The organism is Pseudolabrys sp. (assembly GCF_050250095.1).
Taxonomy (GTDB): domain Bacteria; phylum Pseudomonadota; class Alphaproteobacteria; order Rhizobiales; family Xanthobacteraceae; genus Pseudolabrys.
This window is the reverse complement of record NZ_JBFWPH010000002.1, coordinates 16,472-35,492: the sequence shown is the minus strand read 5'-3', so window position 1 is coordinate 35,492 and position 19,021 is coordinate 16,472. Positions and strand designations below refer to the sequence as shown.

The 19,021-nt window shown below is 64.7% G+C and carries 21 protein-coding genes and 1 tRNA gene; 8 read left to right on the top strand and 14 right to left on the bottom strand.

Annotated features, from left to right (window positions below):
* Positions 1-44 precede the first annotated feature (44 nt).
* From AB7F10_RS05445 to chpT, 8 genes are all read right to left on the bottom strand, one after another.
* Positions 45-530, bottom strand: coding sequence for a cysteine rich repeat-containing protein (locus tag AB7F10_RS05445; protein ID WP_428559912.1), 486 nt, complete (start codon positions 528-530; stop codon positions 45-47).
* 117 nt (positions 531-647) lie between these two features.
* Complete coding sequence (locus tag AB7F10_RS05440; RefSeq protein WP_428559914.1) at positions 648-1,589, bottom strand: hypothetical protein; 942 nt, start codon at positions 1,587-1,589, stop codon at positions 648-650.
* A 260-nt stretch (positions 1,590-1,849) separates the two neighbouring features.
* Positions 1,850-2,758 (bottom strand): CheR family methyltransferase, encoded by a 909-nt coding sequence (locus AB7F10_RS05435; protein ID WP_428559917.1) that lies wholly within the window; start codon positions 2,756-2,758, stop codon positions 1,850-1,852.
* Positions 2,755-3,933, bottom strand: a complete 1,179-nt coding sequence (locus AB7F10_RS05430; protein ID WP_428560053.1) for a protein-glutamate methylesterase/protein-glutamine glutaminase — start codon at positions 3,931-3,933, stop codon at positions 2,755-2,757. Before AB7F10_RS05430 ends, AB7F10_RS05435 begins: the two co-directional genes overlap by 4 nt.
* Before the next feature lie 61 nt (positions 3,934-3,994).
* The gene (locus tag AB7F10_RS05425; protein WP_428559919.1) at positions 3,995-4,360 is read right to left on the bottom strand and encodes a response regulator; all 366 of its coding nucleotides are present in this window, start codon (positions 4,358-4,360) and stop codon (positions 3,995-3,997) included.
* 21 nt (positions 4,361-4,381) lie between these two features.
* Positions 4,382-4,846: a chemotaxis protein CheW gene (locus AB7F10_RS05420; protein ID WP_428559921.1), complete on the bottom strand. Its 465-nt coding sequence runs from the start codon at positions 4,844-4,846 to the stop codon at positions 4,382-4,384.
* On the bottom strand, positions 4,847-7,453 hold the full coding sequence (locus tag AB7F10_RS05415; RefSeq protein WP_428559924.1) for a chemotaxis protein CheW: 2,607 nt from the start codon (positions 7,451-7,453) through the stop codon (positions 4,847-4,849).
* Positions 7,454-7,620: 167 nt separating this feature from the next.
* Positions 7,621-8,256 carry a histidine phosphotransferase ChpT gene (gene chpT, locus AB7F10_RS05410; RefSeq protein ID WP_428559927.1) on the bottom strand — a complete coding sequence of 212 codons (636 nt, stop codon included), beginning with the start codon at positions 8,254-8,256 and terminating at the stop codon, positions 7,621-7,623.
* Between the two features lie 155 nt (positions 8,257-8,411).
* Here chpT and cysQ point away from each other — a divergent pair, with 155 nt between their 5' ends.
* Positions 8,412-9,221, top strand: coding sequence for a 3'(2'),5'-bisphosphate nucleotidase CysQ (gene cysQ, locus AB7F10_RS05405; protein WP_428559930.1), 810 nt, complete (start codon positions 8,412-8,414; stop codon positions 9,219-9,221).
* A gap of 4 nt (positions 9,222-9,225) precedes the next feature.
* Here the strand turns inward: cysQ and AB7F10_RS05400 are convergent, their stop codons facing one another.
* Positions 9,226-9,699 carry a YHS domain-containing (seleno)protein gene (locus AB7F10_RS05400; RefSeq protein ID WP_428587129.1) on the bottom strand — a complete coding sequence of 158 codons (474 nt, stop codon included), beginning with the start codon at positions 9,697-9,699 and terminating at the stop codon, positions 9,226-9,228.
* A gap of 217 nt (positions 9,700-9,916) precedes the next feature.
* Between AB7F10_RS05400 and AB7F10_RS05395 the strand changes: the two genes are divergently transcribed.
* The 3 genes from AB7F10_RS05395 to AB7F10_RS05385 all read left to right on the top strand — a co-directional run bounded on the left by AB7F10_RS05395 (position 9,917) and on the right by AB7F10_RS05385 (position 12,087).
* Positions 9,917-10,429 (top strand): DUF1134 domain-containing protein, encoded by a 513-nt coding sequence (locus AB7F10_RS05395; RefSeq protein WP_428560055.1) that lies wholly within the window; start codon positions 9,917-9,919, stop codon positions 10,427-10,429.
* A 150-nt stretch (positions 10,430-10,579) separates the two neighbouring features.
* The gene (locus AB7F10_RS05390; protein ID WP_428559934.1) at positions 10,580-11,872 is read left to right on the top strand and encodes a hypothetical protein; all 1,293 of its coding nucleotides are present in this window, start codon (positions 10,580-10,582) and stop codon (positions 11,870-11,872) included.
* A 140-nt stretch (positions 11,873-12,012) separates the two neighbouring features.
* A tRNA-Val gene (locus tag AB7F10_RS05385) sits at positions 12,013-12,087 on the top strand.
* A 19-nt stretch (positions 12,088-12,106) separates the two neighbouring features.
* Here the strand turns inward: AB7F10_RS05385 and AB7F10_RS05380 are convergent.
* Positions 12,107-12,697 (bottom strand): L,D-transpeptidase, encoded by a 591-nt coding sequence (locus AB7F10_RS05380; RefSeq protein ID WP_428560056.1) that lies wholly within the window; start codon positions 12,695-12,697, stop codon positions 12,107-12,109.
* 382 nt (positions 12,698-13,079) lie between these two features.
* Positions 13,080-13,880, bottom strand: a complete 801-nt coding sequence (locus AB7F10_RS05375; protein WP_428559936.1) for a response regulator — start codon at positions 13,878-13,880, stop codon at positions 13,080-13,082.
* A gap of 146 nt (positions 13,881-14,026) precedes the next feature.
* Here AB7F10_RS05375 and AB7F10_RS05370 point away from each other — a divergent pair, with 146 nt between their 5' ends.
* From AB7F10_RS05370 to AB7F10_RS05360, 3 genes are read left to right on the top strand one after another with little or no spacing between them, the layout of a single operon-like run.
* Positions 14,027-14,362 (top strand): NepR family anti-sigma factor, encoded by a 336-nt coding sequence (locus tag AB7F10_RS05370; protein ID WP_428559938.1) that lies wholly within the window; start codon positions 14,027-14,029, stop codon positions 14,360-14,362.
* Entirely contained in the window at positions 14,362-14,901 is a 540-nt protein-coding gene (locus AB7F10_RS05365; RefSeq protein ID WP_428559940.1) for a sigma-70 family RNA polymerase sigma factor, read from the top strand. The genes AB7F10_RS05370 and AB7F10_RS05365 overlap by 1 nt, the downstream gene beginning before the upstream one ends.
* A gap of 54 nt (positions 14,902-14,955) precedes the next feature.
* Entirely contained in the window at positions 14,956-15,957 is a 1,002-nt protein-coding gene (locus AB7F10_RS05360) for a PAS domain S-box protein (protein ID WP_428559942.1), read from the top strand.
* Positions 15,958-16,014: 57 nt separating this feature from the next.
* Here the strand turns inward: AB7F10_RS05360 and AB7F10_RS05355 are convergent, their stop codons facing one another.
* Positions 16,015-16,413 carry a hypothetical protein gene (locus tag AB7F10_RS05355; RefSeq protein ID WP_428559944.1) on the bottom strand — a complete coding sequence of 133 codons (399 nt, stop codon included), beginning with the start codon at positions 16,411-16,413 and terminating at the stop codon, positions 16,015-16,017.
* A 13-nt stretch (positions 16,414-16,426) separates the two neighbouring features.
* Positions 16,427-16,930 (bottom strand): hypothetical protein, encoded by a 504-nt coding sequence (locus AB7F10_RS05350; protein ID WP_428559946.1) that lies wholly within the window; start codon positions 16,928-16,930, stop codon positions 16,427-16,429.
* On the opposite strand from AB7F10_RS05350, the gene AB7F10_RS05345 reads away from it, so the two are divergent.
* Positions 16,931-17,212, top strand: coding sequence for a hypothetical protein (locus tag AB7F10_RS05345; RefSeq protein ID WP_428559948.1), 282 nt, complete (start codon positions 16,931-16,933; stop codon positions 17,210-17,212).
* Here AB7F10_RS05345 and AB7F10_RS05340 read toward each other — a convergent pair.
* Positions 17,149-19,014 (bottom strand): response regulator, encoded by a 1,866-nt coding sequence (locus AB7F10_RS05340; protein ID WP_428559950.1) that lies wholly within the window; start codon positions 19,012-19,014, stop codon positions 17,149-17,151. The two genes, AB7F10_RS05345 and AB7F10_RS05340, sit on opposite strands and share 64 nt — an antisense overlap.
* Between the last annotated feature and the right edge of the window lie 7 nt (positions 19,015-19,021).

Genomic DNA, 19,021 nt, shown 5'->3' with positions numbered 1-19,021 from the left:
CGGGCCGGGGGTCGTAACGGCAGCAAAGCGGCGCGCGAGGCCGCTTATTTTTTCTTCACCCGCGCCTGCAGCTTGTCCAATTCACCGGCGCAAGCCGACGCGAGCTTCGGCTTGTTGTCGATCAGGCACTGCGCGATCCGCCCCTCACCTTCCGGCACGTTCGGGCAGAGCTTCTCGATGTCGTCGTAACAGGCGTCCGCCGTGCGTGCGGCGTCGTTCATCGCCATCGAAACATCGCGGCCGACCTCGATCATGGTGCCGGCGCAGGTCGGCGTCAGCTTGTCGCCATAGGCGAGGATGCAATACAGGATGCGCCCTTCGCCCGGCGTCACGTTCTTGCAGCGGCGCTGAATGTCGGTCTTGCAGGCGGCCTGGACCTTCTTCGCGACCCTGTCGATGCGGTCCTGCACCTGTTTGGCGACATTCGTCTTGGCCGGGGACTGCGCCTGCGCAGCCGCCGGGGCCGGCGCGAGCAATGCCGCAGTGGCGATGCCGGCGAACACGACAATGACTTGAGCGAAACGAACCATCGAAGCCCTCCGAAAAATTGGCCGGACGCTGCCGGCAGCGGGGAGCCACCCGTCAGGTGCCGTGAATAACGAAACGGGCCACACGCTCAATTGGGGATTTTTGGGCGGATCGCCGCCTCAGGCCGAATGCGCCCGGCGCGGCTCGCCGATTTCCGCGCGCGCCTCCTCCGCGGAGCGGAGCATCACCAGAAACAGATTGGCGAACATATCGGAGATCGCCTCGGTCAAAGGCGGCAGCACCACAATGCCGGCATTGTCGCCCTCCGGCCGCGCGATGAAACCGGCCTGCGCGGCGTCGCGCAACAGCTTGCGAACGTGCACGCGCGAGACGCCGAACTGCCGCGCCAGCGCCGAGATCGATACCGAGACGGGATGCCGCGGCGGAAAATCATCCGCAGCCCCGGCCATCAGCAGGCTTCCCGCGATGACGAGACCGGCATTGCGCTCACCGAACAGCGCGCGCGCTTTCGGGTCGGAGATCGGGCGGAAGCCGGAAAGAAAACGGTCGCCGGAGCTGCGCAGGAAAGCGCGCGTGAACGCCGGATCCTTGAAGTCCTCATGCAGCCGCGCCGCCTGCGGCTGAACGATCGAGAGCGCGTCGATAAAAGCGGACCAGCGGCTGCGATAGGCGGCGAACATCCGCTCGGTGGGCGTCAATTGACGTACCCTGCGGTCATTATCGCCGGGCGACTTCTGCAGGAACCCCAGTACGCGCATCAGCACCGTGAAGGCTTCGATGCGGCCGGGGCTCGCGACGTTCTGGTCGGCGCACACCGCCTTCAAACGCGTCAGCGTAAGGCCGGAGCGCGCGTCGTTCGGATCGCGCAGCGCATGCAGATAGAGGCAGAAGAAGCTGATCGTGGATCGGCCGCGATCGCCGAGCAGAAGATTGGTCAGGCGGTTGCCGTCATAGAGCGCGACGGTGGAAACAACGCCCTGCCGGCAGGCCGCCGCGAATTTCTGATGCTCACGCAAACGTGCCACTTCAGCGGCGGAAAACCCAGCGCTGGCGCTACGGCGCGACGCGGCGCGCATCGGCGCCTCGTCCTGCAGTGTCATGGTTGCCACCCCTGCCATCGCGTCATTTGACGCGCTTTCGATGAATACCGGCAGAACGCCGAATTCATCTCGATTTATCCCAATTTTCTCCAATTGCCGCTATCCGCCACATCGCATCCAATCGCGTCAAGGCGCCAAACGTCGCTGCGCGACGCGATGAATTATTCGATTTTGAAATTCGCATTCGTTCTCTGGAGCCACCCTGGGCGGATGCGAAGCGGGCCCCGGACCTCGGTCCGGGGCTTTTGCGCGTCAGGACACTAGATCGGCGAGACGATCTTGGCCGGCGAGACAGCGCGCGGCGCGAGCGGCGGCGAGGCAACCGTCGCCGTTGCGCCCTGCGGCAACGGACGCCCGCCGCGAGCCGGCACGTAGAGCCCGCGATGGTCGGGCAGCGGCATGAAGGCCTGAGTAAGACCGATGACGGTTTCGGCGGCGCCGAGCGAAAGATAACCGTCCGGCGCGATCTGCCGGGCAAGCCGGTCCAGCACGCCGGTCTTGGTGGCGAGGTCGAAATAGATCAGAACGTTGCGGCAGAAAATGACGTCGAAGCGGCCGAGCCGCCCGTAAGGCTCGAGCAGATTGAAGCGGCTGTAGGTCACCATATCGCGGATGAAGGAATTCACCTGCCAGCTTTCGCCGACCTTGGCGAAGTATTTGACCAGAAGTTGAATAGGCAGCCCGCGTTGCACCTCGAACTGGGTGTAGAGACCGCGGCTCGCGCGCTCGAGCACCGCGGTGCAGAGATCGGTAGCAACGATCTCGATCGTCCAGTCGGCCGGAAACAACAGGTATTCCTTGATCGCGATCGCCAGCGAATAAGGCTCCTGGCCCGCGGAGCAAGCGGCGCACCAGATTCGCACCTTCCGCTCCTTCGCGCGCGAGGTCCGCAGCGCCGGTGCGATCACGTCGCGGAAATTCTCGAACGGCACCTTGTCGCGGAAGAACAGCGACTCGTTGGTCGTCATGGTTTCGAGAACGAGCGTCGCCAGACCCGAGCGCGGGTCGCTGCGCACGGCGCGCACCAGCGCGGCGAGGTTTGCGAACCCCTTCGCGCGAACGATCGGTGCGAGCCGCGTGTCCACCAGATACTGCTTCTCGGCGGACAGCGCGAGACCGGAACGCTCCTTGAAGAAGCCGCGCAGCCAGTCAAAATCGTCCGGGGTCATGCACCCTCCCCGGAAAACAACCTGTTGAGACGCGGCGCGATTTCATGGACCGGCAGCACCGCCGAGCAGATACCGGCATGCGCAACTTGTCCGGGCATTCCCCAGACCACGCTGGTCGCTTCGTCCTGCGCGACGACACTGCCGCCAGCCGCGACGATTGCGCGACCGCCGCGCAGACCGTCGGACCCCATGCCGGTCAGCACCAGCGCGCAGACGCCCTGCGGCCAGACCCGCGCGGCGGATTCGAACAGCGGATCGACCGCGGGCTTGCAGAAATTCACCGGCGGCTGGTCGTTGATCTCGATCACGGGACCGCCGTCGCGGTGCACGACGCGCATGTGCTTGCCGCCGGGCGCGACATAAACATGGCCGCCGGTGACCGGCTCGCCGTCGCGCCCCTCGCGCGCCTTGCGTCCGGTCGCCTGCGTCAGGTGCTCAGCGATGATCGCGGTAAAGGTCGGCGGCATATGCTGCGTGATGAGGATCGGCACGCGATCGAACACACCGTTCAGCTTGCCGATCACCGACATCAGGGCCTGCGGCCCGCCGGTCGACGCGCCGATCACCAGCACCTTCGGCACGCAGGCCGGAAACGCCCGCAGCACGATATCGTCGGGGTGGTGGGGCGCGAGCGGCGGCGTCTCGATCCGCGCGGCCGCGGTCTCGGCCGGTTTGGCGGGCCAGACGGCAGGCGGTTTCGGCGGCGGCGCAGCACCGACGGCCGGCACGCGCCGGTGAAAGCGTGCGCTGAGCTGGCGGATTTTCTCGATCAACTGGCGGTGAAATTCGTCGGCGCCGGCGAAGTCGCCATAGGCATTGGGCTTGGCGATGTAGTCCTTGGCGCCGAGCGTGAGCGCGCGCAGGCTGATCTCCGCGTTTCGCCGCGTCAGCGTCGAGGCCATGATGACGACGAGGTCGCGCTTGCGGGCAAGCAGCAGCGGCAGCGCATGAAGGCCGTCGAGTTCCGGCATGTCGATGTCGAGCACGACAACATCGGGCCGCACGCGCTCGACATGGTCGACCGCCTCGCGCCCGTTGCGCAGCGAGGCGACGATCTGCATGTCCGGCTCGGCTTCGATCCAGCGGCCGAGCACGCCGCGCACGACCACGGCGTCATCGACGATCATGACGCGGATCGATTGAGCGGCTGTCTTGCCGGCGGCGCCGGGATTCATGATGGCGGACATGCGTGGCGGGTCGGTCGCGGGTCGGGAATGGCGGCGCGTCTGCTGGCGGTCAGATCAGGCCGACTTCCTGGAACTTGGCCTCCACGATGTCCTTGTCGAACGGCTTCATGATGTACTCGTTCGCACCCGCATGCAGCGCCCGCGCGATGTGCGCGACGTCGTTCTCCGTCGTGCAGAACACGACCTTGGGGGTGTCGCCGCCCGGCATGCGCCGCAGCGCGCGCAGGAATTCGTAGCCGTCCATCCGCGGCATGTTCCAGTCGAGCAGGATCACGTCCGGCAGCTCGCGCCGGCATGCCTCGATCGCCTGCTCGCCGTCTTCCGCTTCGAGAATTTGAAAATTCAGCGTCTCGAGGATGCGTCGCGCGACCTTACGGATCACGCTTGAGTCGTCGACCACCAGACAGGTTCTCATGTCATCACCTCATATGGCGCGTCACGCCGCCATTTCCCAGTTTCCAATGTCGAGAATCCGCTCGACGTCGGCGACCACCAGCAGCCGCCCGTCGAGACGATAGATCCCGACCGCAATCGCGGCGATCTGCGGATCGAGATTGACCGGCACCGGCTCGCGCTCGCTCGCATCGAACCGCATGACTTCGCCGATGCTGTCGATCAGCAGCCCGTAGGATTCGCCCTTCGATTCGATGCCGACGGCCATCTGCTGGCCGCCGCCCGCCACGGTGTCGAAACCGAACCGGCGGCGCAGGTCGATCAGCGTGACGACGCGACCGCGCAGGTTCAGAAGGCCGGCGATCTCCGGCGGCGCCAGCGGCACGCGGGTCAGCCGCGTCACCGCAAAGACGTCCTGCACCTGCAGAATCGGCAGGCCGAACAACTGGCCGCCGATCGTCGCGGTGACGAGTTCGCTCGCGTCCGTGTGGGTTGCCTGTTCCATCATCTACGCCGCCCGCTCGACATCGGTCTGCTCGCGCAGCGCCGCGATCAGGCCCTCACGGTCGAATTTGGCGACAAAGTCATGGAAGCCGGCGTCGCGGCCGCGTTCCACCGCGTCGGGCGACACCATCGAGGTCAGCGCGATCACCGGCGTCGGCGACAGCGCCGGATCCGCCGCCATCGTTTGCGCGAACTGGAAGCCGTCCATCACCGGCATGTCGACATCCGTCACCACGGCGTCGAACCGGAGACCCGACCGCAGCATGTCGAGCGCCTGTCCGGCGCTCGATGCCGTCGCGACGCTGAAGCCGGCGACCTGCAGCACTGGCGCCAGCATGTCGAGGAAGAACGGCGAGTCGTCGACCAGCAGCACGGCGGGCACCTTGCCGGCGACCGTCTCCTTGCTGCGGAACCAGTCGGCAACCGCGATCGGCAGGAAATGTCCGACATCGACGATCTCGGTCGCCTGTCCCTTGACCACCGCCGAGCCGAGAACGCCCGGCGTCTCGCTCTGCACCTGGATGTCGAGCCGGTCTTCGACGATATCGATGATCTCGTCGACCACCAGCGCGACCGAGCGGCGGCCGTCGGAGAACACGAGAAGCGGCTGCGAACCTTCGCCCCGGATCGCCACCTTGTCGTTCATGTTGATCAGCGGCATCAGCGTGCCGCGATACTGAACCATATGACGGCCGTTAGAGAGCTCGATCGTCGTTGCGTCGATCTCCTCGAGCCGCGTCACCAAAGACAGCGGCACGGCCTTGGGCTGCGGCGAGCCGGCGCGGAACACGAGAAGCGAGGTGATCCCTTCGTCGTCGAAGCCGCCGGTGCGGGACAGATTGACGTTGCCGGCAGCCTCCTCGGCCGCAATCCGGCTCACCGTCGAATTGCCGATCGCGCGCGCGACGCCGTTGGGGTCGACGATCATGATGACCGAGCCGTCGCCGAGAATCGTGTTGCCGGAGAACATCGCAATCGACCGCAGCCGGCTCGACAGTGGCTTGACGACGATTTCCTCGGTGTGGATGACCGCGTCGACGACGACGCCGAACACCTGGCTGCCGTATTGCATGACAACGACGTAACCGTTGCCTGACGCCGTCTTCTCGCCGGCCTCGATGCCGAGCAGGTCCGACAACCGGATGATCGGCAGCAGCTTGTTGCGCAGGCGCAGTACCGGCGTGTCCTTGATGCGCTCGATGCGGCTGTCGCTGCGGTCGCGCGCGCGGACAAGCTCGACCACCGACATCTGCGGTATCGCGAAGCGGTTATCGCCGACCTCGACGATCAGCGCCGAGACGATGGCAAGCGTCAGCGGAATCCGGATCAGGAAGCTCACGCCGGCGCCGGGCACCGAGCGCACGTCGATGGTGCCGCCGATCTCGTCGATATTGGTGCGCACGACATCCATGCCGACGCCGCGGCCCGAAATGTTGGTGACGGTATCGGCCGTCGAGAAGCCGGGCACGAAGATGAAGCGGTAAATCTGCGACGCCGGCATCTTCTCGATTTCGGCCGGGCCGACCAGGCCGCGCGCGACGGCCTTCGCCTTGATGCGCGCGATATCGAGGCCGCGGCCGTCGTCCGACACCTCGATCACGATCTGACCGCCGCCATGATAGGCGGACAGCCTGATCTGGCCGCGTTCCGGCTTGCCGGCGGCGCGCCGCTCGGCGGGCATTTCCAGCCCGTGATCGGCCGCGTTGCGCACCATATGCGTCAGCGGATCCTTGATGACGTCGAGCACCTGACGGTCGAGTTCGGTCTCGGCGCCATGCATCTCCAGATCGATCAGTTTGCCGAGTTCGTTCGACAGGTCGCGCACGATCCGCGGCAGCTTCTGCCACGCATTGCCGATCGGCTGCATGCGCGTCTTCATCACGCCGTCCTGCAGCTCGGCGGTGACATTCGACAGGCGCTGAAGCGGCTGCTTGAATTCGGACTCATCTTGGCTGCGCACGATTTCGAGCAGCTGGTTGCGGGTGAGCACCAGCTCCGAAACCATCGTCATCAGGCTTTCGAGCGTATCGACGGAAACGCGAATGGTCTGGCCGCTGCGCGCGCCTTCATCGCCGCGCGACGATGAGTGCAGCGAGGGGTTGGAGTCGGCCGACGGGTCGGATGCGGCCTCGGTCTCGGACGGCTCAGACGGGGCCAAGGTGGCGGGCGTTTCTTCGGCGAGGGTTTCGATCACCTCGGCGGCCTGCTCGATCTTCGGCGCGGCGGCGGAATGGGCGAGGCCCTCGACGATCCTGCCGAGGTTGTCGATCAGATCCTGGTCGCTGCCGTCCGGCTCGCGCTGTTCACGGTCGAGCGCGTCGAGAATGCCCTTGATCCGGTCGATGGACGCGAGAATGACGGTGACGGCCTCCGCGGTCGGCTGCGCGCCGTCGCGGAACTTGCCCATCAGCGTTTCGGCGGCATGCGCCAGCGCCTCGAGGCGCGGCAGGCCGAGGAAACCGCAGGTGCCCTTGATGGTGTGGACGAGCCGGAAAATCCTGGCGAGCAGGTCGGTATTGGTCGGGTTCTGCTCAAACCGCACCAGCTCGGCGTCAACGACGCTGAGGCTTTCGTGGGTTTCGGTCACGAATTCGCGGAGCAGATCGTCCATGGAAATGCCTTCACCGACGGGCGAAAAGCCGCCCGTCGCGCATGCCAGCGAGCAGGTGCCAGTGTGTCGGTGAAGCGTTTAATTTTGGTTGCGGAATTTACCCAACAATCCCGCGATTAACGGTTCGTTAACCGCAGAAATTCCGCGCCAATGCGAGCCGCAGGCTCTCAGGCGGTCGCGACCACCACCGCATCGCCCGCGGTTGCCATGCCGACCGTTAACCCGCAATCCCGCGCCAGCAGGCCGGCGTAGAACGGCTGAATCTTGTGGGCGTCTACGCCTTCGATCCCGCCCTCGGCGGCGAGCAGCGGCGGGATCGCGGCGGGAATTTTGGCGTTGGTGCCGGTGACCGTGATCTTGAATCCCAGCGCATCGCCCTCGCCGATCGGATCGACCTTCATCTGGCCGCCGCGCGGGATGACCTGCCCGGCGATCAACAGCATGTTGAGCAGAAGCTTCACCCGGTTCTTGGCAAGCAGCAGCCGCGGCAGGTTCCAGGCGATCTTTGTCTTGTCGTCTTCCAGGAAGCCGCGCGAGATTTTCTCGGCGTCGCCGAGGTCGATCTGGGCGCCGGCCGAGCCCGCCGCGCCAAAGGCGATGCGGCAAAACTGGAGCTTGGCCGAGGCGGTGCCGGCGCTCTTCTTGATGAGGTCGAGCGCAAACTGCCGCGTCTCCTCGTCCTTGTCCTCCTCGAGCACTTCGAGCCCGTTGACGATCGCCCCGACCGGGCTGATGAGGTCGTGACAGACGCGCGAGCAGAGCAGCGCGGCGAGATCGAGAGCCTGAATGGACTGGCCGGACATGGTGTCTGCCTTCCGTTGCGCGAGGATGACGGCAAAACCGGCGAATCACGCGACATGCCGGACCGGGGCGTGATACACCGCACCCGGCCGACCGCCAAGAAGCGACCAAGGACACTGTGGCGGCCGCCGGCCTGCATTCGAGGAGCGCAATAGCGATGGCGGACGGCGCGATCGCGGAACTTTCCGCGCTGCTTCAGCCGCTGAGCGAGATTGTCGCGAAGGCGGCTGCGGCAATCCGCGCCATGCCGGCCGACACCGTCGCGCGCCGCATCAAGGCCGACGACACCACCGTCACTGCCGCCGACGAAGCGTCGGAACGCGTCATCCTCCAAGCACTGGCGGCGCTGGCGCCGAACATCCCCGTCGTCTCGGAAGAGCTGATGACGCGCGAGGCGCCGCCGCGGCTCGGCGACCGGTTCTTCGTGGTCGATCCGCTCGACGGCACGCGCGAATATGTGGCCGGCCGCGATACCTTCGCAGTCAATCTCGCGCTGATCGCGAACGGCGTGCCGGTGCTCGGCATCATCGCCTCGCCGGCCCGCAACCTGCTGTGGCGCGGCATCGTCGGCCAGGGCGCGGAGCGCCTGAGGATCGACAACGACGCATTGGGCGCCGCAGAACCGATCCACACCCGACGCTGGCCGGACGCCGATGCGGTGGCCACGATCAGCCACTCCCATCTCGATCCCGGCACGCAAGCATTTCTAGACCGGCTCAATCTGGCCCAGCGGCGGCCGATGGGGTCCGCGCTGAAATTCGCATTGCTCGCGGAAGGCGGCGCCGACGTCTATCCGCGCCTTTCGCCAACCTGCGAGTGGGACGTCGCCGCCGGTCACGCGCTGGTCGCGGCCGCGGGCGGTACGGTGACCGCGCCGGACGGCACGCCACTGCGTTACGGCCGCGCCGGCGATGGCTTCATCGTGCCGGGGTTTGTTGCCTGGGGCGATCCGGCGCGCGCCGGTTGATGGCTCAGGGCGTCAGGGTTTTTTCGACCGCAGGCCAGCGCCGTTCGGCATCGCCGAGGATCCGGGCAGTGTCGGCGAGGAACGCCGCGCGCGTCTGTGCATCGTAGAACAGATAAAGCCGCTGATCCTTGATTGCCCAGTGCAGGGGATGGCCGGCCACGGACTTGCCGGCGGCAATCCCGACCGGGTCGTAGCCACCGAACTGCGGCATATAGACAGCCGGATGCGCGACGAAGGCCGCCCGGTTGCCGGCATTGCGGAAGCGCCACACCGCGCCGGCGTAGCGCTCCTCGATGTCGGGCCGGCCGAACTTGGCCGCCGCATCGGTAAAATAGCCGACCGGGTCGAATCCGCTGATGGCGAGGCCCGAGGCCGGATCGCTGACGACCCGTTCGGTCGTGGCGCCCCATCCGGCCTGAGGTAACAAAATACCTGACAGGCCGAAGCCAAGGGCCGCCACCAGAACTGTGACGCACATCCATGCCTTCCGAAATCGCCCAGCAATGGACATAGTCGTCATCAGACTGGCCTCGATTCGCGCTATACGCGCGCCAACACCACCCTAATCGGGCCCGCGTGAGTATCCGGTTAAGCCGTTTCGACAACGCCTCACGATGGAGCCCAAAATGGAGCCATTGATGCGCTTCGTTTCCCGCCTCGCCGCCGCGATCCTGATCCTGCTGACGGCCGCCGCCATGCCGGCCGCGGCGCAATCGTCGCGCCCCAGCACCTATTCGCCGGACGAACTGGTCCGCACCGGGCACAAGTTCTTCGGCACGGTCTCGCGGGAACTGGCGCAGCTGATCGAGCGGGCGGTCAGCCGCTGGGGGCAACCGAACGGCTACATTCTCGGGCAGGAAGGCGGCGGCGCCTTCATCGTCGGCCTGCGCTATGGCGACGGCACGCTCTACACCAAGAACGCCGGCGACCGCCGGGTGTTCTGGGAAGGCCCCTCGATCGGCATCGATTATGGCGGCGACGGCGCCCGCACCATGATGCTGGTCTACAAGCTGCCGGCCACCGACGCGATCTACCAGCGTTTCGTCGGCGTCGACGGTTCCGCCTATTTCATCGGCGGCTTCGGCATGACGGCTCTGATGATCGGCGACATCGTCGTGGTGCCGATCCGCACCGGCGTCGGCTTCCGGCTCGGCGCCAATATCGGCTATCTCAAGTTTACGCCGAAGCCTACCTGGAACCCGTTCTGATCCGGGCTTGCCGACCGGTTTGCCTGCCGGCCCGTCGCGAAAATCAGTAAAGGTTTAGGTTAATCCGGGGTCACGCTGGCCGGGGCTGGCGCGCCATGTCATTGTCTATTGAGACATTCTTGCGCGTCCTGCGTATCGGAGACGTCGTTCATGATCGAACCGCTGATGTATTCGGGGATCGGCTTTCTGGTCGCGAGCCTGATCGCCCTCGTCATCATTCCTCTGGTTCATAACCGCGCCGTCCGCCTGACGATGCGCCGGCTCGAAGCCGCGACGCCGCTGTCGATGGCGGAAATCCAGGCCGACAAGGATCAGCTGCGCGCCGAATTCGCGATGTCGACGCGGCGCCTCGAGATGAGCGTCGAGCAGCTCAAGGGCAAGACCACCAATCAACTCGCCGAACTCGGCAAGAAGAGCGACGCCATCAACCGGCTGAAAGCCGAACTCGGCGAAAAGACCGCCACCATTTTTGCGCTGGAAGCGCGCGACAAGGCGCTGCGCGACCAGTTGCGCGCGAGCGAGGAAGAATTCGCCGCCAAGCTCGCCGCCGTGCATGAGGCCGAGCGCGCGCTGGCCGACAAGGAAGCCGAACTCAACCGCGTCACCGGCGCGCTCGACGAGCAGGCGACGCTGGCCGACAGCCAGAAGATCGAACTCGTCGCGCTGACGACGCAGATCGACGCGCTGAAGGACCGTCTCATCGGCGCCGAGAACGACGTCAAGCTTGCCGAAGACCGCATGGAAGACGCGCGCACCGAACTCAAGGTCGCGACGCAGGAACTCGCCGGCGAGCGCGGCAAGATCGAAAGCCTGAGCCGCCGCGTTTCCGACCTCGAGCAGCAGCTCGTCGCGCAGACCACCGAAGCCGAAATCCTCGGCCGCCGCGCGCAGGACCTCGAAACCCGCCTCACCGAACAGTCCCGCCTGCTGACGCAGAGCGAGGTCGAGATCGACCACATCCGCAAGGAACTCGACACCGCGAAGAAGACCGAAGGCGATCTGCGCGAGGCGATCGCCGAGATCGACGGCCGCTCCAGCTCCGCGACTCAGACGCTCAAAGCCGAGAAGCAGCAGCTTCAGGCCGATCTCGACCGCGCCAACGACGAGAAATCGCGCCTCGCCCGCGAGCTTGCGGAATTGAAGCGCGAGACCGAGCAGGTCTGGTCGTCCGAGCGGGTGGAAAACTCGCTGCTGCGCGAACGCATCAACGACGTCGCCGCGGAAGTCGCGCGGCTCGCCTCCGCGCTCGAAGGGCCGAATTCGCCGATCGACGCCATCCTCGCCGCCGAGGCGGCGCGCGACAAGGTGGCGGGCGTTGCAACGGCCACGGCCGAGATGGGCGAACCGGGCGAGGCCGGCGGCAATCTCGCCGACCGCATTCGCGCGCTGCAGTCGCGCGCCTCGCGGGTGCCGCGCGGCGAGGAACCCTCGACGCACAACTGATTTCCGCCGCTTCCGGACAGCAAAATGGCGGCCTTGCTTGACAGGTCAAGCGGGCCGCTCTTTATATCCGCCTCGATATCGATTTGCCGTCGCGATCCGCCGATGACGGTTTGCCGATCAGTCTTATGATCGGCCTGGACGGGCGCGTAGCTCAGCGGGAGAGCACTCCCTTCACACGGGAGGGGTCACAGGTTCAATCCCTGTCGCGCCCACCATTCCTGATCTCGCCGTCTGCTACTTCACCACCACGGTCGTGCCGACCGGCACGCGCTGATAGAGATCGGCGACGTCCGTGTTTCTCATCCGGAAGCAGCCTGACGACTCCGCTTCGCCGACCGAGTCCGCATCGGGCGAGCCGTGAATCCGGTAGAGCGTGCTGCCGAGATACATCGCATGCGTGCCGAGCGGATTGTCCGGATCGCCGCCCTTCATGTGCCGTGGCACGTCCGGTTGCCGCGCGATCATCTCCGGCGGCGGCGTCCAGGACGGGTTCACTTTCTTCGCGGTGATCTTGTGCGTGCCCTTCCACTGGAAGCCGGCGCGCCCAACGCCGATGCCGTATTGCAGCGCCGTACTGCCGTTCTGAATAAGATAGAGCCGCCGCGCCGCCGTATCGACGACGATGGTGCCCGGCTTGTACTTGTTCTGATAGCTCACCGTGGTGCGGCCGAGACCGGTGCCGTCGAGGCCGAAGATGTTGTAGACGCCTTTCTTGGTCGCGCCGCCGCGCAGCATCTCCATCCGCTCTTTGTCGACTTGCGCTTTTGCGAGACCGACAGGGCCGAGCAAGGCCGCGATCGCAGCCAGGGCCGCAACATGACGTATCGACACGAATTCCGTCCTTCGAAGTGAAATTTGCCCGCGTTGCAAGGATCGAGCCTAAGGGGTCTTTCGCAGGCGGGCAATTGCCTTGATTGCGACAGCGTTTGCGGGCCGCGGATTTTCCGCCGCCACAAATCTTAAAAATAATATCGGCGGCGCTGAACCAAACCGCTCGGCGGCGCGTTGTCAGGTCATAACCGGGAGCGTCCCCCGCCCCCCGCAAACGCGACCGGTCTTCGGGCGCCGCCAGGTCACCCCTCCCTGGCCGGCGCCCCCTTATTTTGTAAGCCCTTGTTTTTATCAGACAGGCCACATGAAAAGGCGCCGCCCGCAGGACAGGGACGGCGCCTTTTAGTGTCGTGGGAACGCTCGCAGCTTGGGCGCGCTAACCGGCGGCCTGGTCGGCCTTTCGCCTGGCCTTCTGCTCGAAGAACAGCGCCTGGCTCAGAACCGCGGACACCGTCGCCGGCTGATAGGGCTTGGTGATGAGGAAGGCGGGCTCAGGCCGCGTCCCGGTGAGGAAGCGCTCCGGATAAGCGGTGATGAAAATGACCGGCACCTCGAAAGAATTGAGGATGTCGTTGACCGCGTCGAGCCCCGAACTGCCATCGGCCAGCTTGATGTCGGCCAGCACGAGACCCGGCTTGCGTTTCTTGGCCAGATCGATCGCCTCGGTACGGGTGCGGGCGACGCCCTGGACCGTGTGACCAAGGCCTTCGACCAGCGACTGCAAGTCGAACGCGATCAGGGATTCGTCCTCGATGATCAGCACGTTGGTCGCGATCTGGTCGGCGACTTCGCGGCCGCACAATTCGATCAGGCGGCGCAACTCCGAAACATCGATATCGAGAATGTAGGCGCCCTGCTCCTCGGTGAAGGCCTCGAGCGAGACCAGCAGGAAGGCCTGGCGCGGCATCGCCGCGATCTGACTGAGCCGCCGCTCGATCGGCAGCGCATCGCGCTGATCGGCGGCTTGGTTGGCCGACACCGAATTCCAGATCTTCGAAAAGACCCGGAACAGTTCGACCCGGATGTCGCTGGCGCCATCCAGCAGGTCGGGCTGCTTGATCAGTGTTTCGATCGCGGCAACGACATAGGCATCGCCGGATTCTTGGCTCCCCGTCAGCGCGCGCGCATAGCGGCGCAGGGACGGCAAAGCCGTGCTAACCTCTTGTGAAACAACCATATTTTACCCCTCCGCGGTCCGCTTTCGACCGCGATCTATGCCAGTTTAACGCGCCCTGACAAATAAAGTTCCATCGCCGGGAACCAAATTTTATGCGGGGTTTTATATCTCTACGACATCGCGGGAATTGGGCTGCGGGGCCGAAAATGGACGATCACGACGGACAGGACAATGGCCTGTCGAAATTCACTGGAAAGGGCGGCAGCAAAAAGCAGCCGTCAGAAAAGCCGACGGACACCATGTCGCGTGGAACGGCACGACAGAATTGGACAATGACGCCCGATATTCAAAACAAAATTGGCCAGCAGCTGCGCGCCGTCTTTTCCGACATCGTCGACGAAGGCGTTCCGGACCGCTTTGCCAAGCTGATTAATCAGCTGGAAGGACCGGCCAAGAACAACGCTCCCGACATGCCCGACGGCCAGGCGCAGAAAAGCCAGCCGGAGGGGCAAGCCAAAAACAAGAGCAACGAGCCAGAATAATGAAAGCGCCCGAATCCGTTCGCGAGGAAATGCTGGCGACGGTCCCAAGGCTCCGCGCCTTCGCGGTGTCGTTGGCTGGCAATGTCGACCGGGCAGACGATCTGGTGCAGGAAACGCTGCTGCGCGCCTGGACGCATCTCGACAAGTTCGACCCCGGCACCAACATGCCGGCCTGGCTCTTCACGATCCTGCGCAACCTCTACCGCTCCGAGTACCGCAAGCGCCGGCGCGAGGTCGAGGACGTCAACGGCGTCCACGCCGAACGTCTGGTCGCACTGCCGGAGCAGACCGGCCGCGTCGAGATGCAAGAGTTCCGCACGGCGCTGACCAAGCTGCCGGAAGACCAGCGCGATGCGCTCATTCTGATCGGCGCGTCCGGGTTCTCCTATGAGGAAGCGGCGCAAATCTGCGGCTGCGCGGTCGGCACGGTCAAAAGCCGGGTATTTCGCGCAAGGACGCAACTCGCCAAATCGCTGGCGATGGAGGCTGTCGACCAGCAGGACGATCAGCCGTCCGTTCCCAAAGGCGACGCGGCATAGCCATCGTGAGAAGCCCGCCGGCGCACCGAAATTTCGTCAAGCGCAATCCTTAACATGACAGTTCCACATGATCCCAAATCCTGGCTCGCCGCGATCGTTGAATCCTCCAACGACGCAATCGTGAGCAAGGACCTCAACGGCATCATCACCTCGTGGAATGCGGCTGCCGAGCGCATCTTCGGCTATACCGCCGACGAAATGGTTGGAACCTCGATCCTGACGCTGATCCCGCCCGACCGGCACGGCGAAGAAACGCTAATCCTGTCGATGACGCGCCGTGGCGAAATAATCCGCAACTATGACACCGTGCGCCGCTGCAAGGATGGCCGGCTTCTGAATGTGTCGCTGACGATATCGCCGATCCGCGGCAACAATGGCGAGATCGTCGGCGTCTCCAAGATCGCGCGCGATATCACCGAACGGAAGGTCGCTCAGGAGACGCAGATGCTCCTGATGCGCGAACTCAACCATCGCTCCAAGAACGTGCTGGCGATCGCCGACGCCATCGTCCGCCAGACCGCCAAGAAGTGCGAACCGTCCGAGCTTGTCAGCCGCGTCAGCCGCCGTCTCTACGCGCTGTCGGTCAATCAGGATTTGCTGATCGAGCGCAACTGGCGGGGGGCGGCCATTTCCGACATCGTGCGTTCGCAGATCTCGGCGCTGCTCGAGGATATGCCGTCGCGCGTCACGTTCGACGGCCCGCCACTCGTCGCCGCGCCGGCGGCGGCGCAGGCGCTCAGCATGGCGATCTTCGAATTGACCGCCAACGCCCTCAAATACGGCGCTTTATCCACGGCCTCCGGCCGCGTCGACATTCAATGGAGCGTCAACCAGCCCGACGGCCGGCGGCTGTTCAACATGTCCTGGCGGGAAAGCGGCGGCCCGACGGTGCAGAAGCCGGAAACCACCGGTTTTGGCCACAGCATTATCCGGGACATGGTGGCGCGTTCGCTCGACGGAGAGGCAAGCCTCGAATTCGCGGCGTCGGGCGTGTCTTGGGAAATCGTCTCGCCGGAAGCCGTCCTGATTGAATATCAGTCGGACGTCACCGGCTGATCGGCCGGGGTTGGCGAACAAATTACCGTTCGTTCCGATATGTCTGGAGGCGCAGGCCTAGACCCGGTCGTTGTGCCGGCTCGGGATCGAGGTCACGCAGGATTTGCCGGCGCGCAGGCAAGGTTTTCCGGCCTTCGAGGGCTCCAGCCCTTCGGCATCCCGATAGAACTCAACCGGAATTCGCGGGCCGCCGATCACGCGCACCGTTCCGACCTTGGCGCCCTTCATGCATTTATCGTCGAGATAGGGCCAGACCTGATCCTGGCACGCCCTGTTCCACGACACGATCGCCTGGTCGAATGTCTGGTCGGGATCGGCTGCCTTCGATGGTCCGCTGTAGCCCATCGCAATGATCACGACAGCGGCCGCGGTGTACGCCGCCGCCGCGCTCATGCCGATGAGATATTTCGAACGGTAGCCCGGATCCAGCATGCAATAGCTGAAGGCGCGTCGCATGGTCGAAACCTCCCTAGGAAACGCAGCTCACCGGAATCCGCGCCAGCATGCGGTTGGCGACCGGGCTGACCATCGGATCGCAGCCGACCGGCAACCTCTCGGTGATCGACGGCGCCGTGGGCTTGTCGACAGCGTGGGCCGGAGCCTTCTTGAATTTGCTCACGTGCTGAAATTGAGCCCCGACCCGAAAAACGTTCCACACCGGCAATTCGACATTGGTGAGCGGGCTCGGATCGAAATAGAGCTTGCTCACGTCCTTGGCGGAAAAATGCTCGGCGGTACCCTGAGGAGTCGAAAAGACAGCGCGCGAAGCAGCCGGGCTGGCCGAAAAGGCCAGGTCGGCGACCGAGACGCGCCCGGCATCCGCGAGCGGAGCAGCGGCGATGGAGTAACTTGCCGTATCGGCCGGCAGGAACACGGTGCTTGAGACACCGCGGTCGACACCGCCGATGAGGCCGGCGACTGCGGAAAAAACAACCACACCACCGAGCAGGCTTGATGAAATCGAAGGCATCATATGAATTCCCCTGCCGCTGATCGAATTGCGGAGAGCAACAATCCGTCCTCTGCCCCTGACAACGCACGGCATCGGAAAAAGTTCGGCGGGCGACAAAAAAGTGCCGCCGTGCCGATTTTTAATGGCGGATTTTATCGTTTAATTGCAGCGGTTTATAACGGGCGCGCATCGCCGTTCGCCTCGACGCGGCAGCAGCTCGTGGGCCGCCAACCGGAAAATTACTCGCTGCGTTTTGTCGCCAGCAAGGCGTTGCGCAGCGAGGTGGGTTCGATCGGTTTCTGAACGATCGGAACATGCGTGAAGCGCGGATCGATGCTGGTCGAGCTGTAGCCGGTGACGAACACGAACGGAATGTTTCGTCGTGTGAGAACGCCCGCGAGACCATAGATGTTCTCGCCGCCGACATTCACATCCAGCACGCCGGCCTGCAGCGCGTTGTTCTCCGCCGACCGCAACGCATCGCCGATGCGGTTATAGGGGCCGTCGACGGTGTGGCCGAGATCCGACAGCATGTCGGCCAGCATCATCGACACCAACGGCTCGTCCTCGACCAGCAGAATGGCGTTGCCAGAGTCGGATTTCCGACTCTGTGAATCCGAGAGGTCAGGCGGAACGTCGATCATTTGCGTTTCATTCGGAATTCGGGTCACGAAACCCGGCACGTTGTCGTACGGCACGACCAGCCTACATTTCAAACCGCTGCGGTGCCAGTCGAAGTCCACGCGCCCCTGCAGTTGGCGCTCGATGCCGGCCTTCAGCACACGGGTGCCGTAACCCTGCCGCGTCGGCGTCGTGACATCGGGTCCGCCGCTCTCCGACCAGTCGATGGCGAGGCGTTCCGACTTGATCTGCCAGCTCAGCGCAACGCGACCGTTTTCCGAACCGAGCGATCCGTACTTCGCCGCGTTGGTCGCAAGCTCGTGAAACGCCAGCGCGATGGTCTGCGCCATCGCCGGCGACAGCATGACGTCGGCGCCGGAAATCGAAATCCGCTCGCGGTTGGTATCGAGATAGGGCGCGAATTCCTCGACCGCGAGCCGCATCAAATCCGCGCCTTCCCAGCGTGATTTCGCCAGCAGCTTGTGCGCGGTCGACAATGCCTGGATGCGGCCTTCCAGCGCAGCGACATAGTCCGCGATGCTGTCGGCCTGCGTGCTGCGGACGATCGACTGGATCACCGAGACGACGTTGCGGGCACGGTGGTCGACCTCCCCCGCGAGCAGCATCTGGCGCTCTTCCGCCATTTTCCGTTCGGTCAGGTCCACCGTGATGCCGCTCAGCCGCTCCAGCGCGCCGGCGTCCCCGAAACTCGCGGCCACCGCGCCGGCGCACCAGCGGATATCGCCGTTCGGCCGGCGAATCCGGAATTCCAGTTGCGACGTATTGGCCTCGGGCGACAGCCGCCGCAACTCGGCGATCAGTTTCGCGCGGTCCTTCGCATGCATCATGCCCTGGAGAGCCGCCCGCGAAGGCTGCGGGTCGGCAGCGTCGACACCGAAAATGTCGCGCAGCCCTTCGTCGCAGACGAGCGTGTCATCCGCCGCGTTCCACCGCCACGACCCCATTTTTCCGGCGGCCAGCGCCAGGCTTTGCAATTGCTGGCTGTAGCGCAGTTGCGAGGTCGAAGCGACCAGCGCGGCAGTGCGTTCCTCGACGCGGGCCTCAAGCTCGCGATTCAGCTGCTCGAGTTCGCGCGTCTTCCGATAGAGCTCGGTGAAAACCCGGACCTTGGCGCGTAGCACCTCGGGAACGACAGGGACCGGCACATAGTCGACCGCGCCCATTTCGTAGCCGCGCAGGCGGTCGACGTCGGTCAGCAGGATCGCCGAGATGAAGATGATCGCGATCTTCTCGAAGCGCGGATGATCGCGGATCATCGCGGCGAGTTCGAAGCCGTCCGTTTCCGGCATGTAGACGTCGATCAGAACGACCGCGATCTCGTTCTTGAGCAGGATTTCGAGCGCCTCGCGGGCGTTCCTTGCCGTGATCAGGTTCTCGCCAAGCTCGCTCAGGATGGTCTCATAGGTCAGCAGCTTGGCCGGCTGATCGTCCACCAGAAGAACATTGACCTGCTGTTCGTTCATCTCGATG

Coding starts and splice junctions, on each gene's coding strand:
- AB7F10_RS05445 (WP_428559912.1), bottom strand. CDS start 530: ATGGTTCGTTTCGCTCAAGTCATTGTCGTGTTCGCCGGCATCGCCACT.
- AB7F10_RS05440 (WP_428559914.1), bottom strand. CDS start 1,589: ATGACACTGCAGGACGAGGCGCCGATGCGCGCCGCGTCGCGCCGTAGC.
- AB7F10_RS05435 (WP_428559917.1), bottom strand. CDS start 2,758: ATGACCCCGGACGATTTTGACTGGCTGCGCGGCTTCTTCAAGGAGCGT.
- AB7F10_RS05430 (WP_428560053.1), bottom strand. CDS start 3,933: ATGAATCCCGGCGCCGCCGGCAAGACAGCCGCTCAATCGATCCGCGTC.
- AB7F10_RS05425 (WP_428559919.1), bottom strand. CDS start 4,360: ATGAGAACCTGTCTGGTGGTCGACGACTCAAGCGTGATCCGTAAGGTC.
- AB7F10_RS05420 (WP_428559921.1), bottom strand. CDS start 4,846: ATGATGGAACAGGCAACCCACACGGACGCGAGCGAACTCGTCACCGCG.
- AB7F10_RS05415 (WP_428559924.1), bottom strand. CDS start 7,453: ATGGACGATCTGCTCCGCGAATTCGTGACCGAAACCCACGAAAGCCTC.
- chpT (WP_428559927.1), bottom strand. CDS start 8,256: ATGTCCGGCCAGTCCATTCAGGCTCTCGATCTCGCCGCGCTGCTCTGC.
- cysQ (WP_428559930.1), top strand. CDS start 8,412: ATGGCGGACGGCGCGATCGCGGAACTTTCCGCGCTGCTTCAGCCGCTG.
- AB7F10_RS05400 (WP_428587129.1), bottom strand. CDS start 9,699: ATGTGCGTCACAGTTCTGGTGGCGGCCCTTGGCTTCGGCCTGTCAGGT.
- AB7F10_RS05395 (WP_428560055.1), top strand. CDS start 9,917: ATGCCGGCCGCGGCGCAATCGTCGCGCCCCAGCACCTATTCGCCGGAC.
- AB7F10_RS05390 (WP_428559934.1), top strand. CDS start 10,580: ATGATCGAACCGCTGATGTATTCGGGGATCGGCTTTCTGGTCGCGAGC.
- AB7F10_RS05375 (WP_428559936.1), bottom strand. CDS start 13,880: ATGGTTGTTTCACAAGAGGTTAGCACGGCTTTGCCGTCCCTGCGCCGC.
- AB7F10_RS05370 (WP_428559938.1), top strand. CDS start 14,027: ATGGACGATCACGACGGACAGGACAATGGCCTGTCGAAATTCACTGGA.
- AB7F10_RS05365 (WP_428559940.1), top strand. CDS start 14,362: ATGAAAGCGCCCGAATCCGTTCGCGAGGAAATGCTGGCGACGGTCCCA.
- AB7F10_RS05360 (WP_428559942.1), top strand. CDS start 14,956: ATGACAGTTCCACATGATCCCAAATCCTGGCTCGCCGCGATCGTTGAA.
- AB7F10_RS05355 (WP_428559944.1), bottom strand. CDS start 16,413: ATGCGACGCGCCTTCAGCTATTGCATGCTGGATCCGGGCTACCGTTCG.
- AB7F10_RS05350 (WP_428559946.1), bottom strand. CDS start 16,930: ATGATGCCTTCGATTTCATCAAGCCTGCTCGGTGGTGTGGTTGTTTTT.
- AB7F10_RS05345 (WP_428559948.1), top strand. CDS start 16,931: ATGAATTCCCCTGCCGCTGATCGAATTGCGGAGAGCAACAATCCGTCC.
- AB7F10_RS05340 (WP_428559950.1), bottom strand. CDS start 19,014: ATGAACGAACAGCAGGTCAATGTTCTTCTGGTGGACGATCAGCCGGCC.